The organism is Halopseudomonas sp. T1L2, from assembly GCF_055397385.1.
Genome location: NZ_AP040865.1, coordinates 2,440,541 through 2,456,605, shown reverse-complemented (window position 1 = coordinate 2,456,605; position 16,065 = coordinate 2,440,541). Strand labels below are relative to the sequence as shown.

Sequence of the window (16,065 nt, the reverse complement as noted above, 5' to 3'; positions counted from 1 at the left end):
TTGCCTTGCGCTTTAAGAAAAACAGCGCCTTCAGTACAACTGATACGGTTTTTTTTGCCGGATCTGAGGCTGGTACGGCTCAGCCGGCCTGCGCATAGTGGCCGCCTTGATGATACTGTGCGGGAGGCCTGCTGCTGGCGGGAACTGCCGCCTGCCGAGAGGTGAGCATGTACCACTACGATGAGTATGACCGGGCGCTGGTTGCCGAGCGGGTCGCCCAGTTTCGTGATCAGATCAGCCGGCGGCTGAGCGGCGAGCTGAGCGAGGAGGAGTTTTTGCCGCTGCGCCTGCAGAACGGTCTGTATCTGCAACGCCATGCCTACATGCTGCGGGTGGCGATTCCCTACGGCACGCTGTCGGCCGATCAGCTGCGCGCCCTGGCGGGCGTCGCCCGCGACTTTGACCGCGGCTACGGCCACTTCACCACGCGTCAGAACATTCAGTTCAACTGGATCGAGTTGGAGCAGGTGGGCGACATTCTGGCCCGGCTGGCGGCGGTCGACATGCACGCGATTCAGACCTCCGGCAACTGTGTGCGCAATATCAGCACCGACGCCTTTGCCGGGGTGGCTGCCGATGAGGTGCTCGATCCGCGGCCGCTGGCCGAGATTCTGCGCCAGTGGTCGACGATCAATCCGGAGTTTCTCTACCTGCCGCGCAAGTTCAAGATTGCCCTGTGCTCGGCCAGCGAAGACCGTGCGGCGGTGATGATGCACGACATCGGGCTCTATCTGTACCGGGATGCCGCGGGTGAGATGCTGTTCGACGTCATGGTCGGCGGCGGCCTGGGGCGTACGCCGATTCTGTCGCAGCCGATCCGTCGGGCGCTGCCCTGGCAGCACCTGTTGTCCTACGTCGAGGCGGTGCTACGGGTCTATAACCGCCACGGCCGCCGGGACAACAAGTACAAGGCGCGCATCAAGATTCTGATCAAGGCGCTCGGCATCGACGCTTTTGCCCGCGAGGTCGAGGCCGAATGGCAGCACATCAAGGATGGCCCCGCCGAGCTGACCCGCGCCGAGTATGAGCGCGTCGCCGCCAGTTTTCAGCCGCCGAGCTACCCGCCGCAGCCAGCGGTGGACCTGGAATTTGGCAGCGCGCTGGCGCGCGACGCCGGGTTTGCCCGCTGGGTGCAGCGCAACACCCACGCGCACAAGCAGCCGGGTTATGTGTCGGTCACGCTGTCGACCAAACCGGGTGCCGACATGCCGCCCGGTGACGTGACTGCCGAGCAGATGGAGCAGGTGGCGCTGATGGCCGAACGCTTTGGCTTCGGCGAGATTCGGGTCGCCCACGAACAGAATCTGGTGCTGCCGGATGTCGCCAAGGCAGATCTTTACGCGTTATGGCAGCAGGCCTGCGAGTTCGGTTTGGCCACGCCCAACATTGGCCTGCTGACCGACGTGATTGCCTGCCCCGGTGGCGATTACTGTTCACTGGCCAACGCCAAGTCCATTCCGGTGGCACAGGCGATTCAACAGCGCTTTGCCGACCCCGAGCTGCTGCAGGATCTGGGCGAGATCAGCCTGAACATTTCCGGCTGCATGAACGCCTGTGGTCATCATCACATTGGCAATATCGGCATTCTTGGCGTCGATAAAAACGGTAGCGAGTGGTACCAGCTCACCATCGGTGGGGCGCAGGGCAAGCAGAGCGCGTTGGGCAAGGTGATCGGTCCGGCCTTCAGTGCCGAGGACGTGCCCGAGGTGATTGCCCAACTGGCCGAGGTGTACCGCGAGCAGCGGCAGGGCACGGAGCGCTTTGTCGATACCGTCGCGCGTATCGGCCTTGCCCCGTTCAAGGCGCGGGTGTATCCGGCGCAGGAGGTGCGCGCATGAACAATCTGATACGTCTCACCGAGCATGGGCCTGAACGGGTGAATGAGGACCTGTGGACGCTGGCGCTGACCGGTGAGGAGCCCGCCGATGGTCCCCGGATTCTCAGTCTGGATGCGTGGCTGCAGCGCCAACCCGAGGCGGTATTGAGTGGGCAAGAGCCCAGTGCCGACGCGGTCTGCCTGCAACCCGATGACGAGGCCGAGCGGCTGCAACCCTATCTGGCGGTACTGCCGCTGATTGCCGTGCTGTTCCCGAGCTTTCGCGACGGCCGTGGCTACAGCCAGGCTTACCTGCTGCGCACCCGCATCGGCTGGACCGGCGAACTGCATGCGGTCGGCGATGTGTTGCGCGATCAGCTCAGCCATATGCGCCAGTGCGGCTTTGATGCCTTTGCCGTGCGCGAGGACAAGTCGGCCGAGGATGCACTGAAGGGGCTGAACGGCATGAGCGTGCTCTACGGGCGCTCGGCGATTGAACCGCGGCCGCTGTTTCGCCGGCGGACTAGCGAGTGCTGAAGGGACTGCTCCTGCTGGTGGTGATGCAGGCGATGGGGGCTTTGCTGCAGGCGCTCTGGCTGCCGATGCTGCCAGCGCCGGTCATCGGTTTGCTCCTGCTGTTGGCGTTGCTGGTGCTGCTTGGCCGGATTCCTGAGTCGCTGGAACAGGCCAGCGCGGCGTTGCTGGGTTACCTGCCGCTGATGCTGGCGATTCCGGCGACCGGTATTGTGCTCGGCGGGGATGTGCTGCTGGCGCAATTGCCCGCTATTGGCGCGGGGTTGGTCGTGTCGCTGCTGCTGTGCATTCCGCTGTGCGGCGTGCTGATGCAGCGGCTGATGACCGGGAGCCGGGAAGATGACTGACGCGCTGCTGCAGGTGGTCCATGCGCCACTGACCGCTATCGCGCTGACGCTGGCGGCCTTTGTGTTTGCGCTCTGGCTCTACCGACGCACCGGCTGGCTGGTGCTGCAGCCGGTATTGATCACCATGCTGCTGCTCATTGCCGGTATCCGCCTGTTGCAGCTGGATTATGCCGCCTACCGTGAAGCTGTTGTGCCTATCTCCTGGTTGCTCGGGCCCACCACAGTCGCGCTGGCGGTGCCCCTGTATCGGAATTTGCGGCGTATTCGCGCCAATCTCTGGCCGGTGCTGGTGACACTGCTGGTTGGTGGGAGCGCCAGCGTGGTGTTGACCTTGCTGGCCGCCTGGTTACTGGGGGCAGACCTGTCGGTGCTGATGACCCTGGCGACCAAGTCGGTGACCATGCCGATTGCCATGCCGCTGGCCGAGCAACTGGGCGGGCTGGCGGCGCTGGCCGCCGTGCTGGTGATGTTGACCGGTGTATTGGGCACCGTGATGTTGCCGCCGTTGCTGAAGCTCGCCGGGGTCAATCACCCGGCGGCGCGGGGCATGGCCTACGGCATGAATGCGCATGCGGTGGGTACGGCCCGGGCGCTGGAGGAGGGCGATGAATGTGCGGCCTTTGCCGCGCTGGCGATGGGGGCGCTCGGTGTGCTGACCGCATTGCTGCTCCCCGCTGCCGTGATTGGCTGGCGCTGGTTGGGCGCTTTGGGCTGAATCGACTAGGCTCACAGGAGTGTCCCGATCAATCAACGGAGGCGTAGGCGATGGGTATTGCAAATCACGAGTTGCATGGGGAGTTTCCCCAGTACAGCGATCTGATCGACCAACTGACTGAGGCGGATGCCCACTTCAAGCAGCTATTGCAGGAGTACTCTGCTCTGGACCGGGAAATCATGCGGCTGGAGAAGCGCGAGTCCCCGGTGGAGGACACCACCTTTCAGCAGATGAAAAAGCAACGCGCCCATCTTAAGGATCAGCTCTACAGCTTGCTGCTCAAGGCCGCGCGGGACTGAGTCCGCGCGCTATGCCTGCCGAGCGCATCAGACGCCCGGCAGTGCGTTTGCTCTGCGATCGAATACCAGCACTTCAGTGTCCTCGCCCGGCGTAACAAGGCAGACCGGGCCTGGTCCCGCTGCGGGCGAGGACAATGACGGACGATCAATCCGTGCAGTTGTCCGGCGCAAGGGCGCAGCTCAGTGTCCCCTGCATACTTGCCCTTGCTTCGGTCGTCAGGCCGGCAGCCAGCGCATCAGCAATGCGTACTTGAGATCGGCCAGCGGCGGGCGTGGAATGCGCACCTGGTGGCCGTTGCCCGGGGCGACCTCAATGGCGTTGCCGTTGCGGTCCTGCAGGGCTTCAAGCACAAAGCTGTGGTTACCCTGCGGGGTCATCAGTTCCAACTGATCGCCAAGGGCGAAGCGGTTCTTCACATCGATCTCGATCCAGTCGCTGGCTTCGCCGGTCAGCTCGCCGACAAACTGGTGGCGGGTCATGCGCGAGGCGCCCTGCTCGTAGTTCTGGTAGACCCCGGGTGGGTGGCGGCGGTAGAAGCCTTCGGTGTAGCCGCGGTTGGCCAGGCTCTCCAGATCGTCCATCAGGCCCAGATTGAAAGGGCGACCGGCCACCGCGTCATCGATCGCCTGGCGGTAGACCTGCACCGTGCGGGCAACATAGAAATGCGATTTGGTGCGTCCCTCGATCTTCAGCGAATCCACGCCCATCTGCACAAAGCGCTCGACGTGCTGCACCGCGCGCAGGTCCTTGGAGTTCATGATGTAGGTGCCGTGTTCGTCTTCCTCGATTGCCATCGGCTCGTCGGGTTTGTCGTGCTGGGTGATGATCTGCACCGGCTGTGCGACTGGCTCGATGTTGCCTTCGGCAGTTTCGACTGCGGGTTTTACGTCATACTGCCAGCGGCAGGCGTTGGTGCACGCGCCCTGGTTGGCGTCGCGGTGGTTGAAGTAGCCGGACAGCAGGCAGCGCCCGGAGTAGGCGATGCACAGCGCGCCGTGCACGAACACCTCAAGGCCGACATCCGGGCAGCGCTGGCGGATTTCCTCGACCTCTTCCAGCGACAGCTCGCGCGACAGAATGATGCGCTCCAGCCCCAGCTGCTGCCAGAACTTGACGGTCGCCCAGTTCACCGCGTTGGCCTGCACCGAGAGGTGCACCGGCAGCTCCGGCCAGCGCTCGCGCACCAGCATGATCAGCCCCGGGTCCGACATGATCAGCGCATCGGGCCCCATGGCTACCACCGGTTCAAGGTCGCGCAGGTAGGTAGCGACCTTGCTGTTATGGGCGGCGATATTGCTGGCCAGATAAAAGCGTTTGCCGAGTGCGTGCGCTTCCCTGATGCCGTCGGCCATGACCTCGGGATCGTGGAAATCGTTTTCACGCACGCGCAGGCTGTAGCGCGGCTGGCCGGCATACACCGCGTCGGCGCCGTAGGCAAAGGCGTAGCGCATGGCCTTGAGGGTGCCGGCCGGGGCCAGCAGTTCGGGAGCGTTGGGCATGATGATGTACCGCATGGTCGACAGAAAGTCGGCGAGCTTAGCGGAGTGCCGGAGTGCGGTTATTGATCGGGGTCAGCCGGGGATAGATAAGGCGGGTCTTCGTGAAGCAGGGCAGAGGCCGTGTCGGCGGCCTCTGCAACATCGCATCAGCCGGGTTGCTGGTCCGGCGGGGGTGGCGGAGGCGGGTTGTCCGGGGATGCCGCCGGGCGGTTCTTCGACTTGTCGTCGGCATCGGACCAGCCGGCACCAACGCCGAGATCGAATTCGCCGATACCCAGGTTGTAGCCCAGGTTCAGATCGCCATAGTAGCCGTCGCCGAGGTAGCCAATGCCGACATTCGGGCGCAATCCGCTGTTGCTGAACACATAGTCCATACCAATGCCGACCGTACCTTCGTTGGCCTCGTCGTCAGCGAAGGCCTTTATCCCGACTGCCAGACCCTGGCCGAATACATAGCTGATACCGACACCGTAGCCGAGATCGCTGGCGCTGGCTGTCGTCGGCATTACGCCGAGGGTGGTCGCAAGTACGGCTGCGCTGAGAGTAGTCCGTAATGGAATCTTCATGCTGTCCTCCTTGGTTGGGCTTTTCAGTCTCTCGCCCGAGGCGTGCAATGGCAAGAAAATGGCGAATATTTTTTATGTTCGGCTCTTGGCCGCTTTATTGACGCTTCCGGCCGGTTGGCGCTGGCCCGCTGATGGAGGACAATCTTGGGCTGCTTCAGCCTTCGCATGTCGAACATACAAGAGTCGCATATGGATATCAGCCTGGCCCGTACTTTTCTGGAAATCGTCCGCAGCGGCAGTCTGGTGGCGGCTGCAGAGCAACTGCATGTGACCCAGGCTGCGGTCACCGCGCGTATCCAGAGCCTGGAGTCGCAACTCAACTGCACGCTGTTTGTGCGCAACCGTGGGGGCGCGCGTCTGACTCCCGACGGTGAGCAGTTCGTTGCCTACGCCAATCGCATGGTGCAGGCCTGGGAGGCGGCCCAGCGTGACCTGCCGCTGCTCTGCGGTATCGACAACGTCTTGCATGTGGGGGCAGAGCCGAGCCTGTGCAATCCGTTGATGTTGCATTGGGTCAGTCTGCTGCGTCGGCGCCTGGGCAGTCAGGCTGTCCGGGCAGAGGTGGGCGATGGTGGGCAATTGCAGCGCAAGCTGGAGCAGGGCGCGCTCGACGCCGCTCTGGTTTTTCAGCCGACCTATTGGCCCGGGCTGCAGGTAGAGGAGCTGCTGGAAGAGAAGCTGATACAGGTTTGTCTGCCGAGTAACCCCGAGCCCTACATTTATATCGACTGGGGTGACGCCTTCCGGCAACAGCACGATCGAGCCTTGCCGGAACGGGCGCGCGCCGAGCTGAGTTTCAACCTGGGGCCTTTGGCGCTGCAGTATCTGCTCAGCTACGGTGGTGCCGGGTATTTTCGCACTCGGGTGGTGCAGAGTTATCTGGATAGCGGCGCCCTTGTGCGCGTCCCGCAGGCGCCAGAATTCAGTTTTCCGACCTGGCTGGTTTATTCACGCGAGCGCGACAGCGACAGTCTTCAGCAGGCGCTGGACCTGTTGCGCGAGGCGGCACGCGGCGACCACGACTGGTCGCAGCGCTGGAGTCCGGTATCAGCGGCCTAGCCGCGTTGGCCACAAAGACCACGTTGCAAAGCGCCTATCAGGTCAGTCTGGGTGACCAGGCCCACCAGTCTGTCTCCGTCAAGCACCGGCAGAGCATGCAGACCGCGCTCGGACAGGAGTGGTACCAGATCGCCTAACGGTGCCTGCGCTGCGACCGCGGTGACTTGCGCGGTCATGATTTCGCTGACCGGCGTACGATCGTTGGGCCTGCGGCGCACCAGCCGGAGACGCCTGCGATCCAGTACGCTGGCCAGATCAACCAGCGTCACGACACCTACCAGGCGCTGCTCGGTGTCGGTAACCGGCAGTACCTTCAAACGCATTGCTCCGAGCAGGTCGAGCGCATCACGCACGGTAGTTTCCGGGCTGATCAAGTGCAGCTCCCGGGTCATGATGTCGGCAGCCTGCACGGCACCGACTCGTCGGCGCATCGCCGCCTGCTCTGCCTTTTCAATCAGTTGGCCGAGATCCTCACGGGTCAGGTCGACAAAGCCGCCGAATCCCTCCAGTGCCTGGTCCAGGTCCTCCGCAGTAATGCCGCTGGATAGCGCGGGAGTACTGTCAGCAGCAGGGTGCATGTTGATCTGCGGTGCTGGGCGTTTGGGTTAACGTAACCCGGTGAGGCTGTTGTAGAGCACCGCCATGGTCAGCAACGATAGGGCGTTGAGCATCACCGGCAGAATGGCCCTTTCGCCCAGCGCCTGCAGTGCCGGCCCTGCCAGTACTACGCACAGAGCCACAGCGCCCCCGGGCGGATGCAGGCAGCGCAGCAGAAACATCGTCAGCACTGACAGGCCTACAGCAAGCGATGCCATCGGCAGGCTGTGCCCGCCCAGTTGGGCAACGGCGGTGGCCACCACGGCTGAGGTCAGGTAGCCGCCGAGAATTGACCATGGCTGGGCCAGTGCACCGGATGGTACGGCAAACAACAGGATGGCAGAAGCGCCAACCGGGCCGATCAGCAGGGTCGCCACCGCCGTACCGAATACCTGTTGGCAGAGCCACACACTCAGGCTAAGGCCCAGGGCTGCGCCCAGGGTTGCGCGCAGCATTTCACGCGGATGAGTCGATAGTTGGCCGCCGAGCAGCGGCGAGCCCTGCCGAGTGGCGGGCAGGGATAGTTGGGTGTGGTTATTCATGGTCGTGGGTTTCATGCAGCAGGGCAGTATGGAAGGCCGGCTGGCCAGCGCCGTAACCAGATCAGCAGGGGAGCCGCGGTTCGGTTTCGGGCGCTGGTAGGCAAGCGGGCACGAGTGTGCGGCGCGGCTTGCCTAAAGACAAATCAATAATAATTGAGCTTGAATTCGATAATTTTTATTTGATTGGCGTAGTGCAGCTGATTGCCAGCGCAGCAAAGCCTTCGAGTGTGCGCTCGACAAAGTGCTCGTCGCTGTTGTCTGCGGCGCCCGGCAGCAGTCCGTGTATGACCAGCGAGGTCAGTCCGTGGATGTAGGACCAGGCGGCGACAGACGCCTTGCGTACGTCAGAGCTGTCCAATGCTTGCCCAAGGGTCTCGGCCACCATGCGCTTGAGCTCGCCAAAGGCCGCCAGCCGTTCGCGCTGGAGTGCCGGAATCAGGGCTTCGTCGGTGAACTCCGGGCCAAACATCAATTGGTACAGCGCCGGGTTGCTGCGGGCAAAGTGCAGGTAGGCGAGGCTGCCGGCGCGCACTCTGTCGAGCCCTGAACCGTTGCTGCAGGCGCGTTGCAGCGCCGCTGCCAGCTCTGCAAAGCCCTGCGCGGCAAGATGACTTATCAGCTCGTTGCGGTTCTGGAAGTGGTGATAGGCTGCGGTCGCGCTGACCCCGACTCGCTCTGATACCGCACGTAGCGACAACTTGGTCGGGCCGACTTCCTCCAGCAGCGTGCGGGCCGCTGCCAGCAGTTGCGGGGCCAGATTGCCGACGTGGTAGGCGTCGCGGGAGCGGTTTGCGGGTTTTGCCATGGAGCCTATGTCTCTGCTGCGGTGATGACGGTGTGGTCGCATCCTAGCATGGTGTTATCTTGACGTTGTTAAGATTGCGTCGTAACGTGCCCATTCACCGGTACTTGCGACAGCAGGTTGCCGGTTATTTTTTGGCTTGATCTTAACAATGATAAGTTTGCTGGTTTGGTGCCAGCGCCAAAGGAGAATTCCATGTCTGAACTGCAACTCCACCCCGCAGCGGCGGCCAGCCTTGAGCATTGGCACCGGATGGTAGAGCACAAGGATCTGAGCGATCTGCCCAGCCTGCTGGATGCCGGCGCGGTGTTTCGCTCGCCCATGGCGCACTCGCCATATCCGGGGGCTGAGGTGGTGGCGACCATCCTCGGCACGGTGTTGCAGGTGTTCGAGAACTTTACCTATCACCGCCAGTTGGCCACGGCCGATGGCTTGAATGTGGTGCTTGAGTTCAGCGCCGAGGTGAACGGTCGTCAGCTCAAGGGCATCGATATGGTGCGCTTCAACGAGGCCGGCAAGATTGTCGAGTTTGAAGTGATGGTGCGGCCGATGAGCGGTTTGCAGGCGCTGGGGCAGGAGATGGGCAGTCGTCTGGCCAGCTATCTGGCGGCAGCCAAGGCCAGGGCGTGAGTTGGCGGGGCCATGGCCCCGCGCCCTCAGTAGTGATACCAGCGCAGCTGCAGGGCGAACTCCGTCTGCGGTGCGCTGAACTGGCTGAACTCGCGTGAGGCCTGCAGGCGCAGCCCCAGATTGCGGCTCAGCTCCCATTGCTGGGCCAGAGCCAGGCTGCGGCGTACTTCACCGTTGTCAAAGTAGTCGCCGCGGCCTTCTGCCAGAAGGCTGCCGAGCGGGTTGCGCCACAGTAGCCCCAGGTTGAAACCGGCAGCGGCATTCAGCGGTGCATCGAAGTCACGATGATGTTCCAGCCGCAGGGTGGCCAGGCTGTAGCCGAGCACGCTGTCCCATGGCTGCCAGGCAAAGCCGCCGCCGCCGTTGAGGTGCGGCACCAGCCGGTGGTTGCCGTTCTCGCCCGCGACCCGCTCCCAGCCGGTGGCGACCTGCCAGGACCACGGCTTGAGCAGTGCGCTGCGGGGTGTCAGCGAGCGGATGTTGACCAGCTCCAGTTGTTCCAGCTGCCAGTGATTGCCCTCGTACCGCCGCAGCCTGATGTCACCCAGCTCGATCTGCGCGCCAAGCGGAAAGCCTGCCAGATTGTCCGCCAGATCGTGGTAGGCCATACGCAACCCGTATTCGGCGAAGGCGCGGTTCTCACGGCTGCCTGCGGCGAGCTGCCAGGTGCGGGACTCGTGCCCAAACTCGGGATAGGTCGGCGTCTCGATGTTCAGCGCCGGTGGCGGGTTGAGATTGATGGCTTGCAGCAGGGCGTAGCTGTTGGCGGCATCGGCCGAGTCACGCGCCTTGCCGCTGGCCTCGTAACGTGCCAGCCGGTAGGCGGCTTCCTGAATCAGCGCCTGACGTTCGCGTGGCAATGCGGCAAAGGCGCTGCTCTTTAGCTGGGCGCTGTCGCCGGCGAGCCGGGTGACCCATCGTGCTTCGTCAGCGGTCAGGGGCGCGGCGCGGGCCAGCAGTTCGCGTTCGCGTGAAGGTCGGTAGTTCACCTCGGTGATCAGCCCGGCCTCGCGCACCGCACGCACGGTATCGGCGGGGATGGCGGTCAGCGGGAACTGGTCGGTCAGGCGCAGCGACGGCCGGGCCACTTCCAGCAGCTCGAGCAGCCGGAACGAGCAGTTTTCGTCAAAGAAGTAGTAGTCGAAGCGGACCTGACGCAGTTCCCACACGTGCTCGACCATGCGCGCGGTTTCTTCCGGGCTCAGATCAAGTTGGTACTCCCACAGGTCGCGGTTTTCCAGTCGGCTGTATTCGCTGATCTTGTCGCGGTAGGGCAGCAGCGAGAACTGTCCGGGGTAGCCGCCGGCCAGGCCTTTCCAGGCGTAGAGCACGCCGTTGTCCATATTCTCGACCATGGCCCCGAAGTTGAGTGCGTAGGTCAGCAGGCTGGTGCCGCTGCCGGCGGTTTCCGGTGAGTCGATACGCAGCAGGGTGTGGCCGAACATCGATGACGGGCTGTTCAGGTAGGCGTCCGGAAACACCAGCACGGTGGAGTACGGCGCGATGTCCTCGTACCAGTCGTTGTACTCGCTGCAGTTCGGTGTCGGCAGGTCGTTCAGGTTCAGCTGTTCACGCAGCCAGCGGGTACGTGAGGGGTAGCGGCATTGCACATGGTCGTTGCCCTGTGCGGCGCTGGCATACAGCCCATCCAAGGTTGCGCTCAGTTCATCCGACGGGGACTCGGCGCCGTTGCCGGCGAGGAAAAAGGCGTTGTCGTCTACGTAGCTGCGCCAGCCGCCCCAGCGAGCGGGCTGGTAGTGGCCCAGCGTCAGCCAGAAGCGCTCACTGGCCAGGGCATCGCGTTGTTCCTGGGTGAGCTGTGGTTTGGCCTGCGCCTGCAGGCAGAGGCTGCCGAGCAGCAGGGGAACCAGACATCTGAGCATGGAGGCTCTCATTGGAGGGAGTCAGCACGGCACGCACAAAAACAGAAGGCCGGGCTTGCGCTCCGGCCTTCTGTCAGGCGTTGCGGCGATCAGGCCTGTTCGGCGTACTTGGCCAGAACGGCGTCCTGACGCATGACGCTCAGGGTGGCGGCGTGAACCTGCTCGGCAGTGACATCAGCGCTGGGGAAAATCTCGCTGAAGTGGGCGTGGGTGACGGCGGCGAAGTGGTCGCGATCTTCCGGCTGGATGCCCAGAACGACGGCGTAGGTGGTCAGCGCTTCGCCTTCACCGCGAGCGACGTCTTCGGACAGCTCGTTCATGATGCTGCCCAGAACCAGCATCGGCTTGCCGTTGTAAGCCAGACGACCGCTGGTATCACAGCCGTTGGTACCGGAGGTCATGCCGAAGGTGGCGTTACCGGAGGTACCGTTGGTGATGGAGGCTACCAGGTGGGAAGGCAGACCGCTCTGGCCTTCGAACAGCATGTTGCCCCAGCCGCAACCGGGGCCGCCCGGAGCAACTGCAAATGCGTTGAAAGAAGCGGCTGCGAAGAGCGTACCGATGAGAATCCGTTTCATATCTCAGGTTTCCGTTTTGTGAGTGTGGGTGAAATCTAGCAGCGCGACGCTTATGTTGCAATTTGCTGACGGCATGACGTTCGTTTAATGACAACGAGTTGGCCTATTTGCCTGGTGATGCCTGATACAGAGCGGTTCCGCTCTGGTCTTCGAATAACTGGGTGTCCATCGTCAGGTTAAAGTCGACAGGCGCGGGATCAGGGTCAGACGCTAGTCCATCTGAGTTATAGGTTTCGCTTGAAGCTACCACGTACCCTTTTCTGCAGGATGTTCGATGGCCATGGCAGGCATCCGGAACAGGGGGATGGTATATGAGCGCATGCAGGATTCGTTGTGCCTGGCTGGCTGCAGCCTGTGCAGCGATGGTATACCTCAGCGCTGCACACGCCGACTCATTGGAGGCGCAGTTGACGGGCAGCTATTGGCACGCGGCCCGTTCTGTATCGCTGTACGGGCAACCAGGCTACGTCTACGCCGATATGAAGTTTCATGCCGATGGCTACTGGACCCAGTTCTATCGCAGTTATATGCCGGGTTTGCCCGGCTGCCACCAGGTTGGAGACGAAGTGATGAGTGTTGGCCGCTGGCGCCTGGAGGGTGGTCACATAGTTATTATCGGGAGTCGCACCGGCGACCCCTTATGGACGAACTCTGCAACCTTGCGCTTTGTTGATGGTTATCTTGAGGTCGAGAACGGATTGGTGCGCTTCGAGCCAGCAATCTCGATTGCTGGTGGCTTCGGCTGTCAAGGTCTGCATCAACCCGTATTTGAAGAGCATGCCGGGTTCAGGATTTCACAGGAGTGACACAGCTAGTGACAATGGGAACACGCAGCGCGCAGAAGTGCGCTCTGCTGATTGATGATCATGCGCTGTTCCGGGCCGGACTGGCCATGTTGCTGGCGCAGCATCCGCAGCTGGGCGAGCTGCTGGAAGCCGGGTCGGTTGCCGAAGCCAGACGTATCGAGCGCTCCGATGTGGCGTTGATCATTCTGGATGTGTGCATGCCGGGCCTGAATGGCTTGGATGGAATCGCCCTGCTGCGACGGCAATTTCCGGCAGCCTCGGTATTGGTGCTGTCCGGTAACGATGACTTCGGCTGGCGCACCCAGGCACGGGAAAAGGGGGCTGATGGCTTTCTCAGCAAGGCAGCCGACGCCTACCAGATCGCTGCTGCGATCGACGCGCTGCTCAGTGGGGAGCAAAGCTGGAGTGATGCGGATAACACCGAGGTGAGCACTGGCGCCCCGGCGTTGACCGCGCGGCAGGTCGAGGTGCTCTGCTTGCTCGCCGAGGGGCGCTCAAACAAGGCTATTGCCCGAGAGCTGGGCATGGCTGAGAACACGGTGCGCGTCCACGTCTCGGCAATATTGGCCGCTCTGGGCGTCAGCAGTCGCACGGAGGCCGCGGTAGTCGCCCGCGTCCGGGGCATAATTCGTTGAGCGCACCGCGCAGCTCATACGTAATTGCGGGCGGCCGTGTTTCTGGTTGGTGATGGCACGATGATGCTCTATATTTCGGACTACTGCGTGCCGCCGCCTTGGTGATGCCGCGTGTCATCGTGACCTTGGGGAGGGGCGTGGCAGTGTCCGACGGATTGGCAGGGCAAATGCTTGCCCCCTGGCGTTTGCCTGAGGCGCGCCTGTTTAATGAACAGGCCAAGCTCATTACCCAACACCTGCTGGGCGTAGGCATTGTCGGCGCCAGCATGCTGGGCCTGTTCTGTGCGTTGACCCTCTACTGGCTGTTCGATGACCGTACCGGGTTTTTCTGGCTGGCCTGCAGCTGGTTGCTTAACAGCACGACCTACGTCCTGCTGCGCAACGTCGTACATCGAACGATGACCGCGCCACGGCGGTTCTGGTTGCTGGTGGGTGTATTTGCCAGTACCGGTATCGTCTGGGGCGTTTTGCCTCTACTCATTCTGGATGCCAGCTCCCCCATCCCCTTGTTACTGATCATGGTGGTGATCATTACCCATGGAGCGGGCACCTTTGCCATCAATGCCTCCAGTATGCCGCTTTACTGTGCTTACATTTACCCGGCGGTAGCACCGCTGATGATTGTCAGCCTGTTCAGCTCTGATCCGCTGATGCTCGGTCTGGGCGGTCTGTGTTTCATCTACCTGCTCTGCATGACCATGTTCGCCAGTGGCGCGCAACAGGCCGCTCGGCACAGTCTGCAATTGCAGTTCACCAACCTGGAACTGGTGGAGCAGCTCCGAGCGGAGTCCGAACAGCGTGAGCTGGCCCGTTCTGAAGCGGTCTCTGCCAACCGGGCCAAGTCCAGCTTTCTCGCCGCGGCCAGTCACGACCTGCGCCAGCCGCTGCACGCGCTTGGGTTGTTTCTGGAGGCGCTGGGGCGCAGTGGCATCAATGGTCGTCAGCAGGAAATGCTCGATAACGCCGCGGCGGTCTCGGCGTCGGCCCGGCATATGCTCAACACGCTGCTGGATTATTCCCGGCTGGAAGCCGGCGTGATCGAACCGGCACCCTGTGGGTTCCGGCTGCAGACGTTGTTCAGCAAACTGGAGCGCGAGTTCGGTCCGCAGGCCGATGCCCAGGGGCTGGTCTATCGCTGCCGGGATACCGTACTGGCCGTCGATACCGATCCTTCACTGGTCGAACTGATCCTGCGTAACCTGATCAGCAACGCGTTGCGTTACACCGAACAGGGCGGTGTTCTGGTGGCGTGTCGCAGGCGTGGTGCCATGGCGCATATCGAAGTTTGGGATACCGGCATAGGCATTGCCGAAGAAAACCGCCAGGCAGTCTTTCAGGAATTTTTCCAACTGGGTAACCCCGAGCGTGACCGGCGCAAAGGGCTTGGCCTGGGGCTGGCCATTGTTCAGGGGCTATGCAATACCCTGGAAGTCGAGCTGGAACTGGCATCGGTGCCGGGCAAGGGCTCGGTCTTTCGTCTGATCGTTCCGGTCGAGCAGGGCGGTGTCGTCAGCGACACCAGCGCACCGGTCCGAAAGCTAGCCAATTTCGATGGCGTCTCGGTGCTGGTGGTCGATGATGACGAAGCGGTCCGCGTGGCAATGAGTGAGCTGCTTTCCTCCTGGGGCTGCCGCTGTCTGGTTGCCGACTCCGCCGCCAGCGCCCTGCAGGGGTGCAGCGCCTTGCCCGATCTGCTGATTGTCGATTACCGGTTGCGTGACGGTCAGACCGGCGCTGATGTGATGGCAGCCCTGCGTGAGCGCCTCGGCGTCCTGCCGCCCACCTTCATCATCACCGGCGATACCGCCCCCGATCGCCTGCGTGAAGCGCAAAGCACCGGCGCCCTGTTGCTGCACAAGCCGGTGGATACAACACGCCTCCATGACGCGATCAGCCGAGCGTTGGGAACGCACTTAGCAGCGAAGTGAGCACTGGGCAGCTGACAGACACATGGCCGACCATAACCAGTCGCCTGTCAGATTCGTAACTGGTGGGACGTCCCAATGCCTATTCGGTGCCCTCGGGAGGTCGGGGTGCCAGGCTCAAGAAACAGCGAAACATCCGCATCAAGGCTGGCGACCAGCTTACCGGTGAAGGTGCGATGCTCAATTTCAGCGTGCTCATATACCCGGCCGGCAATTGAAGTTTGCGTGGGAGACGCGCAGGGGATACACGAAGCGCAATGCGGCATGGATTTACCGGGGAACGTGTAGATACAAGAAAGCCCGCACGGGGCGGGCTTTCAGGGGGTGTTTTCAGTCATGAGGGTACATGTGAAAACTTGCATTTGGTGGAGCCGGGGGGATTTGAACCCCCGTCCGCCAGTCCGCCGCTATCGGTTCTACATGCTTAGCCATCTCTACTTAGTTAACTCCGCGCCGCCCGAGTGGCAGGGTGCTTGGAGCGAGCTGTATAAGTTTTAGCCGTTACGTCTACAGCAAACTTGGCGGCGATCCTGTTCTATCTGACAGCCAAATCTTCGGGTTTACAGGCATCCCCTAGAGGCTGCTAGCCGGCTTAAGCGGCTAGTGCGTAGTTGTCGTCGTTGGCAACTATAAGTTTGCAGCAGCGAATTTACGAGTTCTGCTACCAGCTCGGCATGCCCCTCAAGTTTTGTAACCGTCGTCGAATCCAAATCGGCCCCAAATCTTTCAGGTCTGTTACTAAGATGCGATTGTACGCGAAAGGTTCCCTGAGTAATAGCTATCGTTTGCAGGCCAGGGCGGTTCTGCCCGGTTTGCGCGGTGTGCGGGCGT

16 protein-coding genes, 1 other RNA gene and 1 pseudogene are annotated in these 16,065 nt (G+C 62.3%); 10 read left to right on the top strand and 8 right to left on the bottom strand.

The genetic code is table 11. From position 1 onward, the window contains the following. Nucleotides 1-167 precede the first annotated feature (167 nt). Genes ACZ5WQ_RS11590 through ACZ5WQ_RS11570 form a run of 5 tightly spaced genes read left to right on the top strand, consistent with a single transcriptional unit; the run spans nucleotide 168 to nucleotide 3,711 of the window. On the top strand, nucleotides 168-1,838 hold the full coding sequence (locus ACZ5WQ_RS11590) for a nitrite/sulfite reductase (protein ID WP_464382354.1): 1,671 nt from the start codon (nucleotides 168-170) through the stop codon (nucleotides 1,836-1,838). After that, nucleotides 1,835-2,353 carry a DUF934 domain-containing protein gene (locus ACZ5WQ_RS11585; protein WP_464382353.1) on the top strand — a complete coding sequence of 173 codons (519 nt, stop codon included), beginning with the start codon at nucleotides 1,835-1,837 and terminating at the stop codon, nucleotides 2,351-2,353. Before ACZ5WQ_RS11590 ends, ACZ5WQ_RS11585 begins: the two co-directional genes overlap by 4 nt. Further along, on the top strand, nucleotides 2,347-2,697 hold the full coding sequence (locus tag ACZ5WQ_RS11580; RefSeq protein WP_464382352.1) for a CidA/LrgA family protein: 351 nt from the start codon (nucleotides 2,347-2,349) through the stop codon (nucleotides 2,695-2,697). The genes ACZ5WQ_RS11585 and ACZ5WQ_RS11580 overlap by 7 nt, the downstream gene beginning before the upstream one ends. Next, entirely contained in the window at nucleotides 2,690-3,412 is a 723-nt protein-coding gene (locus ACZ5WQ_RS11575; RefSeq protein WP_464382351.1) for an LrgB family protein, read from the top strand. Before ACZ5WQ_RS11580 ends, ACZ5WQ_RS11575 begins: the two co-directional genes overlap by 8 nt. 50 nt (nucleotides 3,413-3,462) lie before the next feature. After that, nucleotides 3,463-3,711 carry a YdcH family protein gene (locus tag ACZ5WQ_RS11570; protein ID WP_285677248.1) on the top strand — a complete coding sequence of 83 codons (249 nt, stop codon included), beginning with the start codon at nucleotides 3,463-3,465 and terminating at the stop codon, nucleotides 3,709-3,711. A 216-nt stretch (nucleotides 3,712-3,927) separates the two neighbouring features. Here ACZ5WQ_RS11570 and trhP read toward each other — a convergent pair whose 3' ends face one another. Together trhP and ACZ5WQ_RS11560 are read right to left on the bottom strand one after the other, a co-directional pair. Continuing rightward, nucleotides 3,928-5,211: a prephenate-dependent tRNA uridine(34) hydroxylase TrhP gene (gene trhP, locus ACZ5WQ_RS11565; protein ID WP_464382350.1), complete on the bottom strand. Its 1,284-nt coding sequence runs from the start codon at nucleotides 5,209-5,211 to the stop codon at nucleotides 3,928-3,930. A 146-nt stretch (nucleotides 5,212-5,357) separates the two neighbouring features. Continuing rightward, nucleotides 5,358-5,777: a hypothetical protein gene (locus ACZ5WQ_RS11560; RefSeq protein WP_335600579.1), complete on the bottom strand. Its 420-nt coding sequence runs from the start codon at nucleotides 5,775-5,777 to the stop codon at nucleotides 5,358-5,360. A 189-nt stretch (nucleotides 5,778-5,966) separates the two neighbouring features. Between ACZ5WQ_RS11560 and ACZ5WQ_RS11555 the strand changes: the two genes are divergently transcribed. Further along, nucleotides 5,967-6,836, top strand: a complete 870-nt coding sequence (locus ACZ5WQ_RS11555; RefSeq protein WP_464382349.1) for a LysR family transcriptional regulator — start codon at nucleotides 5,967-5,969, stop codon at nucleotides 6,834-6,836. Here the strand turns inward: ACZ5WQ_RS11555 and ACZ5WQ_RS11550 are convergent. From ACZ5WQ_RS11550 to ACZ5WQ_RS11540, 3 genes and pseudogenes are all read right to left on the bottom strand, one after another. Continuing rightward, the gene (locus tag ACZ5WQ_RS11550; protein ID WP_464383648.1) at nucleotides 6,833-7,228 is read right to left on the bottom strand and encodes a CBS domain-containing protein; all 396 of its coding nucleotides are present in this window, start codon (nucleotides 7,226-7,228) and stop codon (nucleotides 6,833-6,835) included. The genes ACZ5WQ_RS11555 and ACZ5WQ_RS11550 overlap by 4 nt on opposite strands. Nucleotides 7,229-7,237: 9 nt before the next feature. Then, nucleotides 7,238-7,888 (bottom strand): annotated as a pseudogene (locus ACZ5WQ_RS11545) (HPP family protein); the annotation flags it as partial. Between the two features lie 262 nt (nucleotides 7,889-8,150). Next, nucleotides 8,151-8,780, bottom strand: coding sequence for a TetR/AcrR family transcriptional regulator (locus ACZ5WQ_RS11540; RefSeq protein WP_088277219.1), 630 nt, complete (start codon nucleotides 8,778-8,780; stop codon nucleotides 8,151-8,153). A gap of 192 nt (nucleotides 8,781-8,972) precedes the next feature. Here ACZ5WQ_RS11540 and ACZ5WQ_RS11535 point away from each other — a divergent pair, with 192 nt between their 5' ends. Beyond that, complete coding sequence (locus tag ACZ5WQ_RS11535) at nucleotides 8,973-9,407, top strand: nuclear transport factor 2 family protein (RefSeq protein WP_269688563.1); 435 nt, start codon at nucleotides 8,973-8,975, stop codon at nucleotides 9,405-9,407. 26 nt (nucleotides 9,408-9,433) lie between these two features. On the opposite strand, the gene ACZ5WQ_RS11530 is transcribed toward ACZ5WQ_RS11535, so the two are convergent. Both ACZ5WQ_RS11530 and ACZ5WQ_RS11525 read right to left on the bottom strand, forming a co-directional pair. Then, entirely contained in the window at nucleotides 9,434-11,290 is a 1,857-nt protein-coding gene (locus ACZ5WQ_RS11530; protein WP_464382348.1) for an Lnb N-terminal periplasmic domain-containing protein, read from the bottom strand. 89 nt (nucleotides 11,291-11,379) lie between these two features. Beyond that, entirely contained in the window at nucleotides 11,380-11,868 is a 489-nt protein-coding gene (locus ACZ5WQ_RS11525) for a DUF3015 domain-containing protein (protein ID WP_088277213.1), read from the bottom strand. Between the two features lie 407 nt (nucleotides 11,869-12,275). Here ACZ5WQ_RS11525 and ACZ5WQ_RS11520 point away from each other — a divergent pair, with 407 nt between their 5' ends. The 3 genes from ACZ5WQ_RS11520 to ACZ5WQ_RS11510 all read left to right on the top strand — a co-directional run bounded on the left by ACZ5WQ_RS11520 (nucleotide 12,276) and on the right by ACZ5WQ_RS11510 (nucleotide 15,237). Continuing rightward, nucleotides 12,276-12,674, top strand: coding sequence for a hypothetical protein (locus ACZ5WQ_RS11520; RefSeq protein ID WP_464382347.1), 399 nt, complete (start codon nucleotides 12,276-12,278; stop codon nucleotides 12,672-12,674). A gap of 14 nt (nucleotides 12,675-12,688) precedes the next feature. Then, nucleotides 12,689-13,309, top strand: coding sequence for a response regulator (locus ACZ5WQ_RS11515; RefSeq protein WP_464382346.1), 621 nt, complete (start codon nucleotides 12,689-12,691; stop codon nucleotides 13,307-13,309). A 167-nt stretch (nucleotides 13,310-13,476) separates the two neighbouring features. Beyond that, the gene (locus ACZ5WQ_RS11510; protein WP_464382345.1) at nucleotides 13,477-15,237 is read left to right on the top strand and encodes an ATP-binding response regulator; all 1,761 of its coding nucleotides are present in this window, start codon (nucleotides 13,477-13,479) and stop codon (nucleotides 15,235-15,237) included. A 360-nt stretch (nucleotides 15,238-15,597) separates the two neighbouring features. Here the strand turns inward: ACZ5WQ_RS11510 and ssrA are convergent. Further along, nucleotides 15,598-15,953: a transfer-messenger RNA gene (gene ssrA / locus ACZ5WQ_RS11505) on the bottom strand. Nucleotides 15,954-16,065 lie beyond the last annotated feature (112 nt).